The organism is Faecalimonas sp. LCP19S3_D12 (assembly GCF_052121495.1).
GTDB lineage: Bacteria > Bacillota > Clostridia > Lachnospirales > Lachnospiraceae > Faecalimonas.
On sequence record NZ_JBQKED010000022.1, the window covers coordinates 1 to 15,462 of the forward strand.

16 protein-coding genes are annotated in these 15,462 nt (G+C 41.6%); all 16 read left to right on the plus strand.

Annotation, left to right across the window (positions count from 1 at the left end; genetic code table 11):
- Positions 1 to 181: 181 nt before the first annotated feature.
- The gene (locus ACTQXY_RS08195; RefSeq protein WP_441659078.1) at positions 182 to 1,564 is read left to right on the plus strand and encodes an RsmF rRNA methyltransferase first C-terminal domain-containing protein; all 1,383 of its coding nucleotides are present in this window, start codon (positions 182 to 184) and stop codon (positions 1,562 to 1,564) included.
- Positions 1,564 to 2,268 carry a pseudouridine synthase gene (locus ACTQXY_RS08200; protein ID WP_441659079.1) on the plus strand — a complete coding sequence of 235 codons (705 nt, stop codon included), beginning with the start codon at positions 1,564 to 1,566 and terminating at the stop codon, positions 2,266 to 2,268. Before ACTQXY_RS08195 ends, ACTQXY_RS08200 begins: the two co-directional genes overlap by 1 nt.
- On the plus strand, positions 2,262 to 2,933 hold the full coding sequence (locus tag ACTQXY_RS08205; protein ID WP_004613751.1) for an HAD family hydrolase: 672 nt from the start codon (positions 2,262 to 2,264) through the stop codon (positions 2,931 to 2,933). The genes ACTQXY_RS08200 and ACTQXY_RS08205 overlap by 7 nt, the downstream gene beginning before the upstream one ends.
- The gene (locus ACTQXY_RS08210; RefSeq protein WP_441659080.1) at positions 2,930 to 4,834 is read left to right on the plus strand and encodes a YgiQ family radical SAM protein; all 1,905 of its coding nucleotides are present in this window, start codon (positions 2,930 to 2,932) and stop codon (positions 4,832 to 4,834) included. The genes ACTQXY_RS08205 and ACTQXY_RS08210 overlap by 4 nt, the downstream gene beginning before the upstream one ends.
- Before the next feature lie 27 nt (positions 4,835 to 4,861).
- Positions 4,862 to 5,620 carry an SDR family NAD(P)-dependent oxidoreductase gene (locus ACTQXY_RS08215; protein ID WP_441659120.1) on the plus strand — a complete coding sequence of 253 codons (759 nt, stop codon included), beginning with the start codon at positions 4,862 to 4,864 and terminating at the stop codon, positions 5,618 to 5,620.
- Positions 5,621 to 5,636: 16 nt separating this feature from the next.
- Positions 5,637 to 6,212, plus strand: a complete 576-nt coding sequence (locus ACTQXY_RS08220) for a hypothetical protein (RefSeq protein ID WP_441659081.1) — start codon at positions 5,637 to 5,639, stop codon at positions 6,210 to 6,212.
- A 9-nt stretch (positions 6,213 to 6,221) separates the two neighbouring features.
- Positions 6,222 to 7,193 carry an RluA family pseudouridine synthase gene (locus tag ACTQXY_RS08225; protein ID WP_441659082.1) on the plus strand — a complete coding sequence of 324 codons (972 nt, stop codon included), beginning with the start codon at positions 6,222 to 6,224 and terminating at the stop codon, positions 7,191 to 7,193.
- A gap of 4 nt (positions 7,194 to 7,197) precedes the next feature.
- Complete coding sequence (locus ACTQXY_RS08230; RefSeq protein WP_441659083.1) at positions 7,198 to 7,731, plus strand: Holliday junction resolvase RecU; 534 nt, start codon at positions 7,198 to 7,200, stop codon at positions 7,729 to 7,731.
- Between the two features lie 70 nt (positions 7,732 to 7,801).
- On the plus strand, positions 7,802 to 9,058 hold the full coding sequence (gene hisZ, locus ACTQXY_RS08235) for an ATP phosphoribosyltransferase regulatory subunit (protein ID WP_441659084.1): 1,257 nt from the start codon (positions 7,802 to 7,804) through the stop codon (positions 9,056 to 9,058).
- Positions 9,055 to 9,699, plus strand: coding sequence for an ATP phosphoribosyltransferase (gene hisG, locus ACTQXY_RS08240; RefSeq protein WP_022250379.1), 645 nt, complete (start codon positions 9,055 to 9,057; stop codon positions 9,697 to 9,699). The genes hisZ and hisG overlap by 4 nt, the downstream gene beginning before the upstream one ends.
- Before the next feature lies 1 nt (position 9,700).
- Positions 9,701 to 10,993, plus strand: a complete 1,293-nt coding sequence (hisD, locus tag ACTQXY_RS08245) for a histidinol dehydrogenase (protein ID WP_441659085.1) — start codon at positions 9,701 to 9,703, stop codon at positions 10,991 to 10,993.
- Between the two features lie 11 nt (positions 10,994 to 11,004).
- The gene (hisB, locus tag ACTQXY_RS08250) at positions 11,005 to 11,598 is read left to right on the plus strand and encodes an imidazoleglycerol-phosphate dehydratase HisB (protein WP_441659086.1); all 594 of its coding nucleotides are present in this window, start codon (positions 11,005 to 11,007) and stop codon (positions 11,596 to 11,598) included.
- On the plus strand, positions 11,598 to 12,881 hold the full coding sequence (gene hisIE / locus ACTQXY_RS08255) for a bifunctional phosphoribosyl-AMP cyclohydrolase/phosphoribosyl-ATP diphosphatase HisIE (RefSeq protein WP_441659087.1): 1,284 nt from the start codon (positions 11,598 to 11,600) through the stop codon (positions 12,879 to 12,881). Before hisB ends, hisIE begins: the two co-directional genes overlap by 1 nt.
- A gap of 70 nt (positions 12,882 to 12,951) precedes the next feature.
- Positions 12,952 to 13,248, plus strand: a complete 297-nt coding sequence (locus ACTQXY_RS08260; RefSeq protein WP_441659088.1) for a hypothetical protein — start codon at positions 12,952 to 12,954, stop codon at positions 13,246 to 13,248.
- 58 nt (positions 13,249 to 13,306) lie between these two features.
- Positions 13,307 to 14,167, plus strand: coding sequence for a dTDP-4-dehydrorhamnose reductase (rfbD, locus tag ACTQXY_RS08265; RefSeq protein ID WP_441659121.1), 861 nt, complete (start codon positions 13,307 to 13,309; stop codon positions 14,165 to 14,167).
- The gene (locus ACTQXY_RS08270; RefSeq protein ID WP_441659089.1) at positions 14,160 to 15,461 is read left to right on the plus strand and encodes a cation:dicarboxylate symporter family transporter; all 1,302 of its coding nucleotides are present in this window, start codon (positions 14,160 to 14,162) and stop codon (positions 15,459 to 15,461) included. The genes rfbD and ACTQXY_RS08270 overlap by 8 nt, the downstream gene beginning before the upstream one ends.
- The last annotated feature ends 1 nt before the right edge of the window (position 15,462 follow it).

Sequence of the window (15,462 nt, forward strand, 5' to 3'; positions counted from 1 at the left end):
GTATGTAATTGGATTGCGCCCAATGAAGCATTTAGAAGAAGTGTTAAATTCTTAAAAAAGAGACAGCAGGCAAAGTCAGAAAAAGAGGATCATTCATGCGTTTGTCGTGTATTCTGACTAATATTTGTGGAGAAAATAGTATGGCTATGGTATAATATGAAATTGACATGGAGGATGAAAAATGAATTTACCAATTGCGTTTGAAAAAAAGATGAGAGAACTGCTTGGAGCAGAGTTTGATGATTATATAAAGTGTTATGAGGAAAAGAGACTTTATGGTCTCCGCGTAAATACAAAAAAAATCAGTGTGGAAGAATTTAAAAAGATTTGTCCGTTTGAGATTCAACCGATACCATGGATTGAGAATGGATTTTATTATGATGGAGAGCACGTGCAGCCGGCAAAACATCCATATTATTTTGCCGGACTTTTTTACTTACAGGAGCCTAGTGCTATGACACCGGCAAACAGTCTTCCGATTGAACCGGGGGATAAGGTGCTGGATGTCTGTGCAGCACCGGGAGGAAAGGCGACTGAGCTTGGAGCAAAACTTTGCGGGGAAGGTGTGCTTGTGGCAAATGACATCAGCAATTCCAGAGCAAAGGGCTTATTAAAAAATATTGAAGTGTTCGGCATCGGCAATGTGCTTGTGCTCAGTGAGGAGCCAGGCAAAATTGAAGAGTATTTTACGGAATATTTTGACAAGATTTTGATCGATGCACCATGTTCCGGAGAAGGAATGTTCCGAAAAGATAAAAAGATGGTGAAAGCCTGGGAAGAACATGGACCGGAATTTTTTGCAAAGATTCAGAGAAGTATTGTCACCCAGGCTGCAAGAATGTTAAAACCGGGTGGAATGATGCTCTATTCCACTTGTACATTTGATCCGGAAGAGAATGAGGGCACAATTGAATATTTAAGACAACAATATCCGGAATTTGAGATAAAAGAGATTCGGCCATATGAGGGGTTTGCAAAAGGAATGCCGCAAGTGACCGAATCAAAAGAGCCTGCATTTGAAAAAACAGTCCGTATCTGGCCGCATAAGATGCACGGAGAGGGACATTATTTGGCATTGCTTCAAAAAGGGGAAAAGTCGGAGAAACTAGTGGTCAAAGAAAAGAAAAAGCGCACGAAAAAAGTGCCGGAAGAACTGCTTGCATTTTTCGAGGACATCACATGGGAGATGGACTGGAGCAGACTGGAGATTTACAGCGAGAAAGTCTACTATATGCCGGAAGATATCCCGAATGTAAAAGGCATTCGTTTCCTTCGGACAGGACTGTATCTTGGAGATGTGAAAAAGAACCGGTTTGAGCCGAGTCAGTCGCTTGCGATGTGTCTGAAAAAAGAAGAGTACCGCCACACAATCTCACTTTCCGTGGAGGATGAGCGTGTGATCCGCTATCTGAAAGGTGAGACAATCGAAGTTGATGATCTTGTTCCTCAGAAAGAAAAAGGCTGGCAGCTTGTCCTTGTGGACGGCTATCCGCTAGGCTTTGGGAAACTTGCAAACGGAACTTTGAAGAACAAATATTTACCTGGATGGAGATGGCAGTCATAATGATACGATTAGATAAATATCTCGCAGATATGGGCGTTGGGACGAGAACAGAAGTAAAAAAACTGATCCGTCAGGGAAAAGTAACAGTGGATGGAAGTATTGAAAAATCTCCAGAGCGAAAGATTGACATCTCACATCAAAAAGTGTGCTGCATGGGCGAAGCGGTCTCCTATGAAACGCACGAGTATTATATGCTAAACAAACCAGCAGGAGTTGTCTCAGCCACAACAGACAGGCAGGACAAGACGGTAGTGGAGTTGATTTCCTCAAAAAAGCGCAGAGATTTGTTTCCGGTAGGAAGGCTTGATAAAGACACAGAAGGTCTTCTTTTGATCACAAACGATGGAGAGCTGGCGCATCGGCTTTTGTCACCGAAAAAACATGTGGATAAAGTGTATTATGCAAAGGTACAGGGGATTGTAGATGAGGCTGATCAAGAAATCTTTGCCGAAGGAATGTCAATCGGAAACGGCGAGACTGCACTTCCGTCAAAGCTTGAAATTTTGCATTCCGGAGAGATTTCTGAGATAAGACTTACGATACAGGAGGGAAAATTCCATCAGGTGAAGCGGATGTTTCATGCAGTGGGGAAAGAAGTAATTTATTTGAAAAGGCTTTCTATGGGAACACTTCTGTTGGATGAGACATTAAAGAGCGGTGAATACCGGGCTCTTACGAAGGAGGAACTTAAGCGATTATGTTAGAGAATATAGAGGCGATTATTTTTGATCTGGATGGCACACTGGTGGATTCTATGTGGGTGTGGACTGCAATCGACGATGAATTTTTAGGAAAATATGGTTTGACACAGCCGGAGAATTTTCATGAAGGAATGGAAGGAAAAAGTTATTCGGAAACAGCAGCATATTTTTTGGAATTGTTTCCAAATCTTCCACACACATTAGAGGAATTGATGGAAGAATGGTATGGAATGGCATATGAAAAATATGCAAATGAGCTTATACTGAAAAAAGGAGCATTTGACTTTTTGCAGGAAGTTCATCAAAGAGGGATTAAGCTTGGAATCGCGACAAGCAATAAACGCGAGCTTGCAGAGGCAGTTTTAAGATCAACAAAAGTGTTGCCGTTATTTGATTCTATATGGACATCGTGCGAGGCAAAAGCAGGGAAACCGGCTCCGGATGTGTATTTAAGAGTTGCACAATCTTTGCAGGTGGAACCGAAACGTTGTCTTGTCTTTGAAGATGTGCCAAACGGAATTTTGGCAGGTGTCAATGCCGGAATGAAAGTCTGTGCGGTGGAAGACGATTTTTCCAAAAATCAGGACGAAAAAAAACGTGCGCTCGCAGACTATTATATAAAAGATTATGAAGATATTAAAAATAACACCTATGAGGTACTGAAATGAGAAATGGATTTTTACCGATTTGCAGAAAAGATATGGAGGAGCGAGGCTGGGAACAGTTGGATTTTGTCTATGTTTCCGGAGATGCCTACGTGGATCATCCGTCTTTTGGGCATGCGATCATCACACGCCTTTTGGAGGCGAATGGATATAAAGTTGGGTTGATCTGTCAGCCGGACTGGAAAGATAAAAGCGGCATTACAGAATATGGTGAACCTCGCCTTGGATTCCTTGTATCCAGCGGGAATATGGATTCTATGGTGAATCACTATTCTGTGTCGAAAAAGAGACGTCAGACAGATGCATTTACGCCGGGCGGCGTTATGGGAAAACGTCCGGACTATGCGACAGTCGTCTACAGTAATTTGATTCGTCAGGTTTATAAAAAGACGCCGATCATTATTGGTGGGATTGAGGCGAGTCTGCGCCGGATGGCTCATTATGATTACTGGTCAAATAAATTAAAACGTTCGATTTTATTGGATTCGGGTGCAGATATCCTTTCTTATGGAATGGGAGAACGCTCCATTCTTGAGATTGCCGAAGCGCTGGAGAGTGGCATTGCAGTGGAAGATATCACATACATCGACGGAACTGTCTGTAAGGTGAAGTCTTTAGACAGTGTCTACGATGCGATCATGTTGGAATCTTACGAACAATTAAAGCAGGACAAGCTAAACTATGCGAAGAGTTTTTATACGCAGTATTGCAATACAGATCCTTTTTCAGGAAAACGACTTGTGGAACCATACTCGGACCATTTATATGTAGTTCAGAATCCACCGTCCAAACCTCTTAGCCAGTCGGAAATGGATCGCACTTACAGCTATCCTTATATGAGAACATACCATCCGTCCTATGAGGCGCTTGGAGGAGTTCCGGCAATTGAGGAGGTAAAATACAGTCTGATCAGCAATCGTGGATGTTTTGGTGGATGTAATTTTTGTGCTCTTACGTTTCATCAGGGGCGAATCATTCAGACGCGAAGCCATGAATCTTTGATCACAGAGGCGGAAAAATTTATTTGGGATAAGGATTTCAAAGGCTATATTCACGATGTTGGCGGACCGACTGCGAATTTTAGAGCACCTTCTTGTGATAAGCAGCTCACAAAAGGAGTGTGCAAGCAAAAGCAGTGTCTATTTCCGCGACCGTGTAAAAATTTGAAGGTGGATCATAAAGACTACCTGAAGCTTCTACGAAAACTTCGCACACTTCCGAATGTAAAGAAGGTATTTATTCGCTCAGGCATCCGATTCGATTATCTGATAGCAGATAAAGATGATACATTTTTCAAGGAACTGTGTGAGTATCATGTAAGCGGACAGCTAAAAGTAGCTCCGGAGCATGTAGCAGATCCTGTTCTTCAAAAGATGGGTAAGCCGGAAAACAGTGTCTATCAGGCATTTTCGAAAAAATATAAACAGATCAACGAAAAACTTGGGAAAAAACAGTATCTGGTTCCGTATCTGATGTCTTCGCATCCGGGTTCGACGATGAAAGAAGCCGTGGCTCTTGCAGAATACTTAAGGGATCTTGGCTATATGCCGGAGCAGGTACAGGATTTCTATCCGACACCATCGACAATATCGACTTGTATGTATTATACGGGAGTGGATCCGCGGACGATGGAACCTGTATATGTACCGAAAAATCCACATGAAAAAGCGATGCAGAGAGCGTTGATCCAATATCGGAATCCGAAGAATTATCAGCTTGTCATGGAGGCTCTTCGCATGGCAGACCGAATGGACTTAGTTGGATTTGACAAACATTGTCTGATTCGTCCGAGACAGGAGAAGAAATATCAGGGCAAACTGGATTATAAAAGGCAGGAACAGAAAAAACCTGCTGCAAAGAAGAAAAAAGCAATCCGAAACGTACACCGGAAAAAGACAAAATAAAAACAGCATCAGAAAGAAGTGAATAAATTGAAAATTGCGATTGTAACAGGCGCATCCTCTGGACTTGGAAAAGAGTTTGTAAAACAGATTGAGCACTTGTATAAAGAATTAGATGAGATATGGGTGATTGCTCGCAGAAGAGAGCGGCTGGAAGAATTAAAAAGCTGCATGTTTACCAATGTGCGTATTTTAGAAGGTAATTTGTGTGAGCAAAACATTTATCAAGAACTAAAAGTTCTCTTGAAAGAAAAAGAGCCGGATATCCGTATGCTTGTGAATGCAGCAGGATTTGGTAAAATTGGGGAAGTGAAAAAACTTTCTGCTGAGGAGCAGTTAGATATGATAGAGTTAAACTGTAAAGCACTGACTCATATGACAAAGATCTGTATTCCATATATGACAAGAGGAAGCAGAATTGTGAACGTTGCCTCGGCGGCAGCATTTTGCCCGCAGCCGTCTTTCAGTGTCTATGCAGCTACCAAATCCTATGTGCTTAGTTTTTCCAGAAGTCTTCGCACAGAACTTTGCAATGAAGAGATTTTTGTGACCGCAGTTTGTCCAGGACCGGTTGAGACAGAGTTTTTTGAAATTGCCGGACAAAAAGAAAAAAATCAAATGAAGGCTGCGGTGATGGCAAGACCGGAAGCGGTCGTAAAACAGGCGCTTCTTGATGCACGAGAGGGCAAAGAACTGTCTGTGTACGGGACGGCGATGAAGGGAGCAGAGGCGGCAACAAAGCTGCTTCCGCACAGTGTGATTCTAAAAGCGATGAAAAAATTCTGGTAAGGAAAGGAACGAAGAAATGAAAGCTACAAAAGGAGAAGCCGGCTATATTCAGGTACGAAAAAAACAACTGATTTTGAAAGCGGTACTGGAATTTGGAATTGTTATCGCGCTTTTGATACTTGGTATCTGGCAGACGCATACAAGACTGAATCTTTTGACAGTTGTCGCCGTACTTGGATGCCTTCCGGCGGCAAAAGCGCTGGTGGAGGTAATCACAATCTCTCCGTATCACTCGATTGCAGAGGAACGAGCGAAAGAGATTCAGAAACATGCAGAGGATTTGACGGCTACATTTGATCTGGTATTTACGAGTAAGGACAAATTTATGCCCGTTGACAGTATCATTATATTGGACAATACGATCTGTGGATATTCTTCCGGAAAAAAAATAGATCCTGTCTATACCGGAAAACACTTACGCCAGATGCTGGAGCAAAATCAGTATACAAAAGTGTCTGTGAAAATTTTTACGGATTATACCGCATTCCTTGCAAGGGCAGAAAGTATGCAGCATATGGCGGAAACAAACAGACCAGACACAAAGAAAAAAGAAGAAGGAATTCGACATCTGTTATTTCAGATTTCATTATAGAGGAGTACTATGCAGGAAATTATTGTAGCGGCAAATGAGGCCGGTCAGCGACTGGATAAGATGCTGGCGAAGTATTTAAATGAGGCACCAAAGAGCTTTTTATATAAAATGCTGCGAAAAAAAAATATTGTATTGAATGGGAAAAAGGCAACCGGAAACGAAAAGCTGGCGGTCGGTGATTCTGTAAAATTGTTTTTGGCTGATGAGACGATTGCAAAATTTTCCAATATCCATGCAGTTCATACTAATGTAACGCTTGATATTATCTATGAAGATGAGAATGTACTGCTGATCAACAAACCGGTTGGGATGCTGTCACAAAAGGCAGCGGCCGATGATGAATCGCTTGTGGAACATATTATTTCGTATATGCTTGAAACAGGACAATTGACAGAGGAAGAACTTAGAAAATTCAGACCGTCTGTCTGCAACCGCTTGGACCGCAATACGAGTGGACTGGTGGCAGCAGGGAAAAGTCTTGCAGGGCTGCAGGAGATGGGAACACTTTTTAAAAATCGTTCTCTGAGAAAATATTATCGCTGTCTTGTGGCCGGTGAGGTAAAGCATTCTCAGTCGGTGAGCGGATATCTTGTAAAAGACGAAAAGACAAATAGAGTAACGGTGTCAAAGGCAGAAAAAGGGGATTGCCTGCCGATTGAGACGGAATATGCGCCTTTGTGGAGCAATGGAAAATATACATATTTGGAAGTACATCTGATCACCGGAAGAACGCATCAGATCAGGGCACATCTGGCATCAATTGGATATCCGATTATCGGAGACTACAAGTATGGGAGCAAAAAGGTCAACGACAGACTAAAAGAGCAGTATGGACTGAAAAGTCAATTGTTACATGCTTATCGACTGGAAATGCCAGCCTGTACAGGCCAGTTGTCGAATCTAAGTGAAAGAAAATTTGTGGCACCACTTCCAAAATTGTTTCAGAATATTTTAAAAGCAGAAAAATACAGTGAGGAATAGAAAAATGGGGACATGGAATTCAAGAGGACTTCGCGGTTCTACACTGGAGGATATGATCAACCGGACCAATGAACGTTATCTGGAAAAGGGACTGGCGTTGATTCAAAAAATTCCGACGCCAATCACTCCTGTTCGGATTGATAAGGAGCATCGTCATATCACTCTGGCATATTTTGATCAGAGAAGTACTGTTGACTACATTGGAGCGGTACAGGGGATTCCGGTATGTTTTGATGCGAAGGAATGTAATACAGACACGTTTCCGCTGCAAAATATTCATGAACATCAGGTGACGTTTATGAGTAATTTTGAAAAGCAGGGAGGAATTGCATTCTTGATTATCTATTACAGCGCCAGAAACGAGTTATATTATATGCGGTTTTCTGAGATTAAAAAATTTTGGGAACGCGCAAAAACAGGAGGCAGAAAAAGTATCCGATATGAAGAACTCTCTCATCCATTTTTTATCCAGTTAAAAAATGGATGTCTGGTATCATATTTGGAAGCATTGCAGCAGGATTTGGATCTCAGGGATTGACAATCTTTCAAAAAATGTTATAATAAGCATTATTTTAATATGGTAGCGTGATAAAGTATTGGAGGAGATTATGAGACAGCAGATTTTACATACTCCGGAAGGAGTTCGGGATATCTATGGGATTGAATGCAGAAGAAAACTTATGTTGGAGGAAAAATTACAAGAAATCCTGCACTTATACGGATATCAAGATATACAGACACCGATGTTTGAGTTTTTTGATGTTTTCGGAAAAGAGATTGGTACAATCTCTTCAAAGGAACTTTATAAATTTTTTGACAGAGATGGGAATACACTTGTGTTGAGACCGGATATTACGCCGTCAATCGCAAGAGTTGCAGCCACTTTTTTGGATTCAAAAGGACTTCCGGTCCGTCTATGTTATAATGAAAACACATTTATCAACCATTCGAGCTATCGTGGAAAATTAAAGGAAAGTACGCAGATGGGTGCGGAACTCCTTGGAATTGATTCTTTGGAGGCGGATGCAGAGATGATTGCATTGGCTGCAGACTGTCTGAAGGCAGCCGGATTAAATGAATTTCAGATTTATATCGGAAATGTTGATTTCTTTGAAAGTCTGTTGGAGGATGCAGGTCTGGAAGAAGAAAAAGAGGCAAGGCTTCGTGAATTGATTGCAAACAGGAATTATTTCGGTGTGGAAGAGCTGCTGGATAACTGTGGTGTAAAAGAAGAGACAAAGGCGGCTTTCCGAGTGCTGGAGGAGCTGACAGGTGGAATCGAGATCATGGAACGCGCAAAAAAAATCGTTTCTTGTGAGAAAGCATTGCATGCAGTGGAACGCCTGTCAGAGACGTACGAGATTTTGGTTTCATACGGAATTGAAAAATATATCACCTTTGACCTCAGCATGAGCGGCACCTATGGATATTATACGGGCATTATATTCCGCGGTTATACATATGGTACGGGAGATGCAATTGTGAAGGGTGGACGCTATGATCATCTTGTAGAAAAATTTGGAAAGGAATTCCCTTCCATCGGATTTGCAATCGTCATTGATGAACTGATGGGCGCAATTTCAAGACAGAAACTGGAGATACCGTATCATCAGAAAAATACGTTGATCTTGTATGAAGAAAGTGAGCGCAGCAGAGCAATTGCGCTGGCAAGAGAATTTCGGCTTGCCGAGAAACCGACAGAGCTCGTGAAAAAATCAGATGACAGATTTTTGGATGAGTATGTGTCATATGCGAGACAGAACTTCTGTGGAGGCATGTTCTACCTGAAGAGAGAAGACGAGATTTTAATGACGAATCTTTTGACAGATGAGAAAAAAACAGTCGGTTGGGAGGAAATCATATGAGATATTTAACATTTGCATTGACAAAAGGTCGGCTTGCGAAAAAAACACTGGAATTGTTAGAGCAGCTTGGCATCACTTGCGAGGAGATGAAGGACAAAGATTCCAGAAAATTAATTTTTGTAAATGAAGAACTAAAATTAAAATTTTTTCTTGCAAAAGGTCCGGATGTTCCCACTTATGTAGAATATGGAGCAGCTGATATTGGCGTGGTTGGAAAAGATACGATATTAGAAGAAGGACGAAAAACATATGAGGTGCTAGATTTACAGTTTGGAAACTGCCGAATGTGTGTGTGTGGTCCCTCAGGAGCAAAGGAGCTTTTAAATCATCATGAGCTGATTCGTGTTGCGACAAAATATCCGAATATCGCGAAGGATTATTTTTATAACAAAAAGCATCAGACAGTCGAGATTATTAAGCTGAACGGCTCGATAGAACTTGCACCGCTTGTAGGATTGTCAGAAGTTATCGTAGATATTGTGGAGACCGGATCCACACTTCGGGAAAATGGTTTGGAAGTGTTAGAAGAGGTATGTCCATTGTCTGCAAGAATGATTGTCAATCCGGTTAGTATGCGAATGGAAAATGAGCGGATCAAAGAATTGCTGACAAAATTGAGAATGATTTTACAGGAGGCATGAGATGAGAATACAAAAATTGAACTATGAGACAAAGACAAATCTGCTGGAAGATTTGTTGAAAAGAAGTCCGAATCAGTATCCCCAATACGAATCCCGTGTTTTGGAAATTTTGGAACATGTAAAAAATGAAAAGGATCAGGCAGTGTTTGATTATACAAAACAGTTTGACGATGCGGATATTACAGCGGATACAATTACTGTGACAAAAGAAGAGATTGCACAGGCATATGATCTGGTAGATGTATCTCTTGTGGAAATCATACGAAAAGCAAAAGAAAATATTCGTATCTACCATGAAAAGCAGAAACAGTATAGCTGGTTTGACAGCAAACCAGACGGCACCATGCTTGGGCAAAAGGTAACTGCGCTACAAAGGGTAGGTGTCTATGTACCAGGCGGAAAAGCAGTCTACCCGTCTTCTGTACTAATGAATGTCATTCCGGCAAAAGTAGCAGGAGTGGAGGAAATTGTGATGGTCACTCCACCTGGGAAAGATGGGAAGATCAATCCGAACACACTGGTGGCAGCGAATGAGGCAGGAGTAGATGTGATTTATAAGGTCGGCGGTGCACAGGCGATTGCAGCACTTGCTTACGGAACAGATTCCATTCCAAAAGTTGACAAAATTGTAGGACCTGGGAATATTTATGTCGCATTGGCAAAAAAAGCGGTATATGGTCATGTGAGCATCGACTCAATTGCAGGACCAAGCGAGATCCTTGTCATTGCAGATGAGACAGCGAATCCAAGATATGTGGCGGCTGACTTGTTGTCACAGGCAGAACATGACGAACTGGCATCGGCAATTCTCGTGACGACAAGTGAGACACTTGCCAAGGAGGTGTCCAAGCAGGTAGAAGTATTTGTGGAAGAATTGTCCCGCACAGAGATCATGAAAAAGTCTTTGGAAAATTATGGTTACATTCTCGTTGCAGATACGATGGAGGAAGTGATCGATATTGCGAACGAGATTGCCTCGGAACATTTGGAGATCATGACAGTGAATCCGTATGATGTAATGATGCGGGTGCGCAATGCAGGTGCAATTTTTATTGGAGAGTACAGCAGTGAGCCGCTTGGTGATTATTTTGCAGGACCGAATCATGTATTGCCGACGAATGGAACTGCAAAATTTTTCTCGCCGCTTGGAGTGGATGATTTTATTAAAAAATCAAGCATCATCGCATATTCGAAAGAAGCGCTGGAGGCAATTCACAGCGATATAGAGCAATTTGCAGAGGCAGAAAAACTCACGGCACACGCTAATTCGATCAAAGTCCGATTTGAAAAATAGAGGAAAAAGATATGGAAGAAAGAATAGTTACTTGTACAAGAAAAACAAAAGAGACAGACATCTCTTTGACGCTGAATCTTGACGGTTCTGGGAAAACAGACATCCATACAGGCATTGGATTTTTTGATCATATGCTGGATGGGTTTGCAAGACATGGTCTGTTTGATCTCAGTGTTTCTGTAAAAGGTGATTTAGAGGTTGATTGTCATCATACGATAGAGGACACAGGCATTGTGCTTGGTCAGGCAATTCTTCAAGCACTCGGCGAGAAAAAGGGAATTAGAAGATATGGAAATTTCATGCTGCCGATGGATGAAACGCTTGTCCTCTGTGCAATTGATCTTTCCGGAAGACCGTATCTGAATTTTTCGGCAGAATTTACGGCAGAGAAAATCGGTGCGCTTGACACAGAGATGGTTCGGGAATTCTTTTATGCAGTCTCCTACAGCGCGGCTATGAACCTGCATCTGAAAGTAATCGATGGTGGAAATAATCACCATATGTCAGAGGCTTTGTTTAAAGCATTTGGAAAAGCACTGGACGAGGCAGTGATGAAAGAACCTCGTATAAAAGAAGTTTGGTCTACGAAAGGAAGTTTGGCATAATGAATTATAAAAGGTTAATTCCTTGTATTTTTATCTATCAGGGGAAAGCAGTAAAATGGTTTGACAATTTGGAAATACTTTCCGATGATGTAGTGAAACTTGCAAAAAAATATAATGACATGGGGGCAGATGAATTGCTTGTGTTTGATTTGTCTACCACAGATGAGGAACATGATCATGCAATTGATCTTATGAAAAAAATGAATCGGGTAATCCGAATTCCAATGGTTGCCGGAGGAAACATAAGACGTCAGGAAGATGTGAAAAAGATTTTATATGCCGGTGCAAAACGGGCAATTTTGAATTTTTCAAAGGCATTATCTGTAGAGTTGATTGAGGATGTCTCAAAACGTTTCGGGAAAGAAAAGATAGCAGTCTCCTTAAATGACTTCGATGCCTTATTTAAGCAGCAGCACCTGATTGAAGAGTGTTCCAGCTCGATCTTATTTATGCACAGGCTGGATTTGGATTCTGTGATGAACATTACAGATATTCCAAGTGTTGTCTTGACAGATGCTATGGAGGAGGAAGAGATTCTCCAGATTTTGAAGTGTCCGGGAATCAAAGGCGTATCTGGAAAATTTATCAGCCAGCCGGATCTGGATTTTGCAGAATTTAAGAAGAAATGTTCTCAGGAGAATATCAAGATGACTTCTTTTGAAAGCATCATGGAATTCACAGAATTTAAGCTGAATTCAGACGGACTGATTCCTGTCATTGTTCAAAATTATAAGACCGGAGAAGTTCTGATGCTCGCATATATGAATGAAGAGGCGTTTGATCATACAATTAAAACGGGCAGAATGACTTATTACAGCAGAAGCCGTAAAACGCAGTGGGTGAAAGGTGAGACATCCGGGCACTATCAATATGTAAAATCATTGACTATTGATTGTGACAGGGATACGTTGCTCGCAAAAGTAGATCAGGTGGGACCGGCGTGCCATACTGGCAATCCGACTTGTTTTTTCCAGCCTTTAGTCGGAACGGATTATGATGAGACCAATCCGCTGCAGGTATTTGAGACCGTGTACGAGACAATTGTGGATCGGAAAAAGAATCCGAAAGAAGGCTCGTATACGAATTACCTGTTTGACAAAGGAATTGATAAGATACTGAAAAAAGTCGGAGAGGAAGCGACAGAACTTGTCATTGCCGCGAAGAATCCGAATCCGGAAGAAGTAAAATATGAACTGTCTGATTTTCTGTATCATGCGATGGTGCTTATGGTGGAACGTGGTGTGACATGGGAAGATATCATCAAAGAACTTGCAGACAGATAGGTGTCTAAAAGACCTTCAGAAAGCATACATTAGAATAAATGATGTATGCTTTTTATAATGGAGAAAAAATATGACGGAATCCGAAAAAAGGAGAGAAGAACTGCTTAGGCGGGCAAGGACGATTTACAGTGATAAAAAAATCCCGCCTGCTGTACATCCAAGATATCAGTCGTTTTATACGAAATTGTATGATACACAAGAGGAGTATGAAATGACAAGATCACATAGTACGTTTGGAGTGCGCATGTTTATTGCTATTTTGTTGTTTGCCCTGTTTGTTGCAATGGACTATAAAGGAGCACAATACGCGGCGGTTGACAGTAAAAAGATTATTCAGGAGATTGAACGTCAAGTTGACATAGATTAGTTCTATTTGTTATACTGAGAATAGTTATCATATACAAGGAGGAAAAAACATGAGAGCCATGATGAAAATTTGGGTTTCAGGTGCAAGCGGACAAGTGGGAACTGCAATTACAGATGTCGCCGATCCACTTGCATTTGAATTGTTAAACACAGATGTGGAAGAATTAGATATTACAGAGATTGATGAGGTGTTAAATTTTTCAGAACTCAACAGACCGGATGTGATCATCAACTGTGCGGGAATTACCGATGTTGCTTTATGTGAGAAAAATCCGGAGCTGGCATATAAAGTCAATGCACTTGGAGCAAGAAATTTAAGTATTGCAGCCAGAAAGATTGGTGCAAAATTAGTTCAGATTTCTACAGATGACGTGTTTGACGGGCAGAGTAGTGAACCATACTGCGAGTTTGACGATACAAATCCTAAAACGGTTTACGGGCGTTCAAAGCGTGCCGGTGAAAATTACGTAAAAGAGTTTACAGAAAAGCATTTTATTATCCGAAGCAATTGGATTTATGGAAAAGGCAAAAATTTCGTGAGCAGTCTACTGGAGCACGTAAAGACAGAGCATGTGATTCCGGTTGCATCAGACCAGTTTGGTTCTCCGACAAGTGCCAACGATCTCGCAAGATTGTTATTAGAACTTATGGATACCAACGAATATGGCACCTACCATATTACGGCGAAGGGAACCTGTAGCCGGTATGAGTTTGCAAAAGAGATTCTGAGGTTGACAGATCATGACGTGACGCTTCAGCCGGTACCGACAAAGGAATCCGAATTTTCTTCTGTCCGCCCGGCATATGCGGTGCTCGATAATTTTATTTTACGAATTTTGAATATGCAGGAGATGCCAGAGTGGAGGGAGTCTCTAAAAACATTTTTGAAAGAGAATTATGGAGGTACACAGGATGAGTAAAACAGAAAAGAAAAAGTTTGGATTGACCACACGTATTTTCATAAGTCTGATTCTTGGCGCAATCGCAGGTGTTCTCCTGCACTATTTTGTGCCGTCTGGGCAGATTCGAGATGACATTATTATCAATGGAGTATTCTACGTAGTCGGACAAGGCTTTATTCGATTGATGCAGATGCTTGTCGCACCGCTTGTGTTTTGTTCACTTGTCTGCGGAAGTATGTCCATCGGGGACACAAAAAAACTGGGACAGGTCGGCGTAAAAACAATGCTGTTTTACCTTGCTACAACCGCTTGTGCGATTGGGTTGGCGCTCTCGGTTGCCAATGTGATCGATCCGGGAATCGGGTTGGATATCTCATCCATTGAGGCGGCAAAAGATGTCGGAACCGCAGAGGCAACCAATTTTGCAGATACGCTGCTAAACATCATTCCGACGAACCCATTTTCTGCACTTGCCAATGGTGAGATGCTGCAGATTATTGTATTCGCCCTAATTGTGGGAATTATTCTTGCAAAGCTCGGAGATCGGGTGGAGACTGTATCGAATTTCTTTGGTCAGTTCAATGACATTATGATGGAAATGACAATGATGGTTATGGCAGTTGCACCGATTGGTGTATTCTGCTTGATTGCAAAGACATTTGCGGGCATCGGATTTGATGCGTTTATCCCGATGTTAAAATATATGCTGGCAGTACTGGTTGGACTGGCGATGCAATGTTTTATCGTTTATCTTGGAATGCTTAAAATTTTTACTGGTTTGAATCCGATTATTTTTATCAAAAACTTCTTTCCGGTTATGGCGTTTGCTTTTTCGACAGCGACATCCAATGCAACGATTCCGTTGTCGATTGATACGTTGGCAAAAAAGATGGGTGTATCCAAAAAAATCTCTTCTTTTACAGTGCCGCTTGGTGCGACCATCAATATGGATGGAACCGCAATCATGCAGGGAGTTGCAGTTGTGTTTGTCGCACAGGCATTTGGAATTCAGTTGGATATGATAGATTACATGACAGTCATCGGAACAGCAACGCTTGCATCAGTCGGAACAGCTGGTGTTCCAGGAGTTGGTCTGATTACGCTTACTATGGTATTTAATTCAGTGAATCTCCCGGTGGAGGGTATTGCCTTGATTATGGGAATTGACCGAATTCTGGATATGACAAGGACTGCGGTAAATATTACCGGAGATGCAGTCTGCACAACAATTGTGGCTCATCAAAATAAGATGCTGGATCGTGAGGTGTTTAAAAACTCCGTTTCAAAATCAAATATATCAGGAAAGGAATAGA

Bases quoted from the DNA above. Each gene is read 5' to 3' on its own strand.
- ACTQXY_RS08210 (WP_441659080.1), top strand. From the start codon at position 2,930: ATGAGAAATGGATTTTTACCGATTTGCAGAAAAGATATGGAGGAGCGA.
- ACTQXY_RS08200 (WP_441659079.1), top strand. From the start codon at position 1,564: ATGATACGATTAGATAAATATCTCGCAGATATGGGCGTTGGGACGAGA.
- ACTQXY_RS08220 (WP_441659081.1), top strand. From the start codon at position 5,637: ATGAAAGCTACAAAAGGAGAAGCCGGCTATATTCAGGTACGAAAAAAA.
- hisG (WP_022250379.1), top strand. From the start codon at position 9,055: ATGAGATATTTAACATTTGCATTGACAAAAGGTCGGCTTGCGAAAAAA.
- hisIE (WP_441659087.1), top strand. From the start codon at position 11,598: ATGAATTATAAAAGGTTAATTCCTTGTATTTTTATCTATCAGGGGAAA.
- ACTQXY_RS08230 (WP_441659083.1), top strand. From the start codon at position 7,198: ATGGGGACATGGAATTCAAGAGGACTTCGCGGTTCTACACTGGAGGAT.
- ACTQXY_RS08205 (WP_004613751.1), top strand. From the start codon at position 2,262: ATGTTAGAGAATATAGAGGCGATTATTTTTGATCTGGATGGCACACTG.
- hisD (WP_441659085.1), top strand. From the start codon at position 9,701: ATGAGAATACAAAAATTGAACTATGAGACAAAGACAAATCTGCTGGAA.
- rfbD (WP_441659121.1), top strand. From the start codon at position 13,307: ATGATGAAAATTTGGGTTTCAGGTGCAAGCGGACAAGTGGGAACTGCA.
- hisB (WP_441659086.1), top strand. From the start codon at position 11,005: ATGGAAGAAAGAATAGTTACTTGTACAAGAAAAACAAAAGAGACAGAC.
- ACTQXY_RS08270 (WP_441659089.1), top strand. From the start codon at position 14,160: ATGAGTAAAACAGAAAAGAAAAAGTTTGGATTGACCACACGTATTTTC.
- ACTQXY_RS08225 (WP_441659082.1), top strand. From the start codon at position 6,222: ATGCAGGAAATTATTGTAGCGGCAAATGAGGCCGGTCAGCGACTGGAT.
- ACTQXY_RS08195 (WP_441659078.1), top strand. From the start codon at position 182: ATGAATTTACCAATTGCGTTTGAAAAAAAGATGAGAGAACTGCTTGGA.
- ACTQXY_RS08260 (WP_441659088.1), top strand. From the start codon at position 12,952: ATGACGGAATCCGAAAAAAGGAGAGAAGAACTGCTTAGGCGGGCAAGG.
- hisZ (WP_441659084.1), top strand. From the start codon at position 7,802: ATGAGACAGCAGATTTTACATACTCCGGAAGGAGTTCGGGATATCTAT.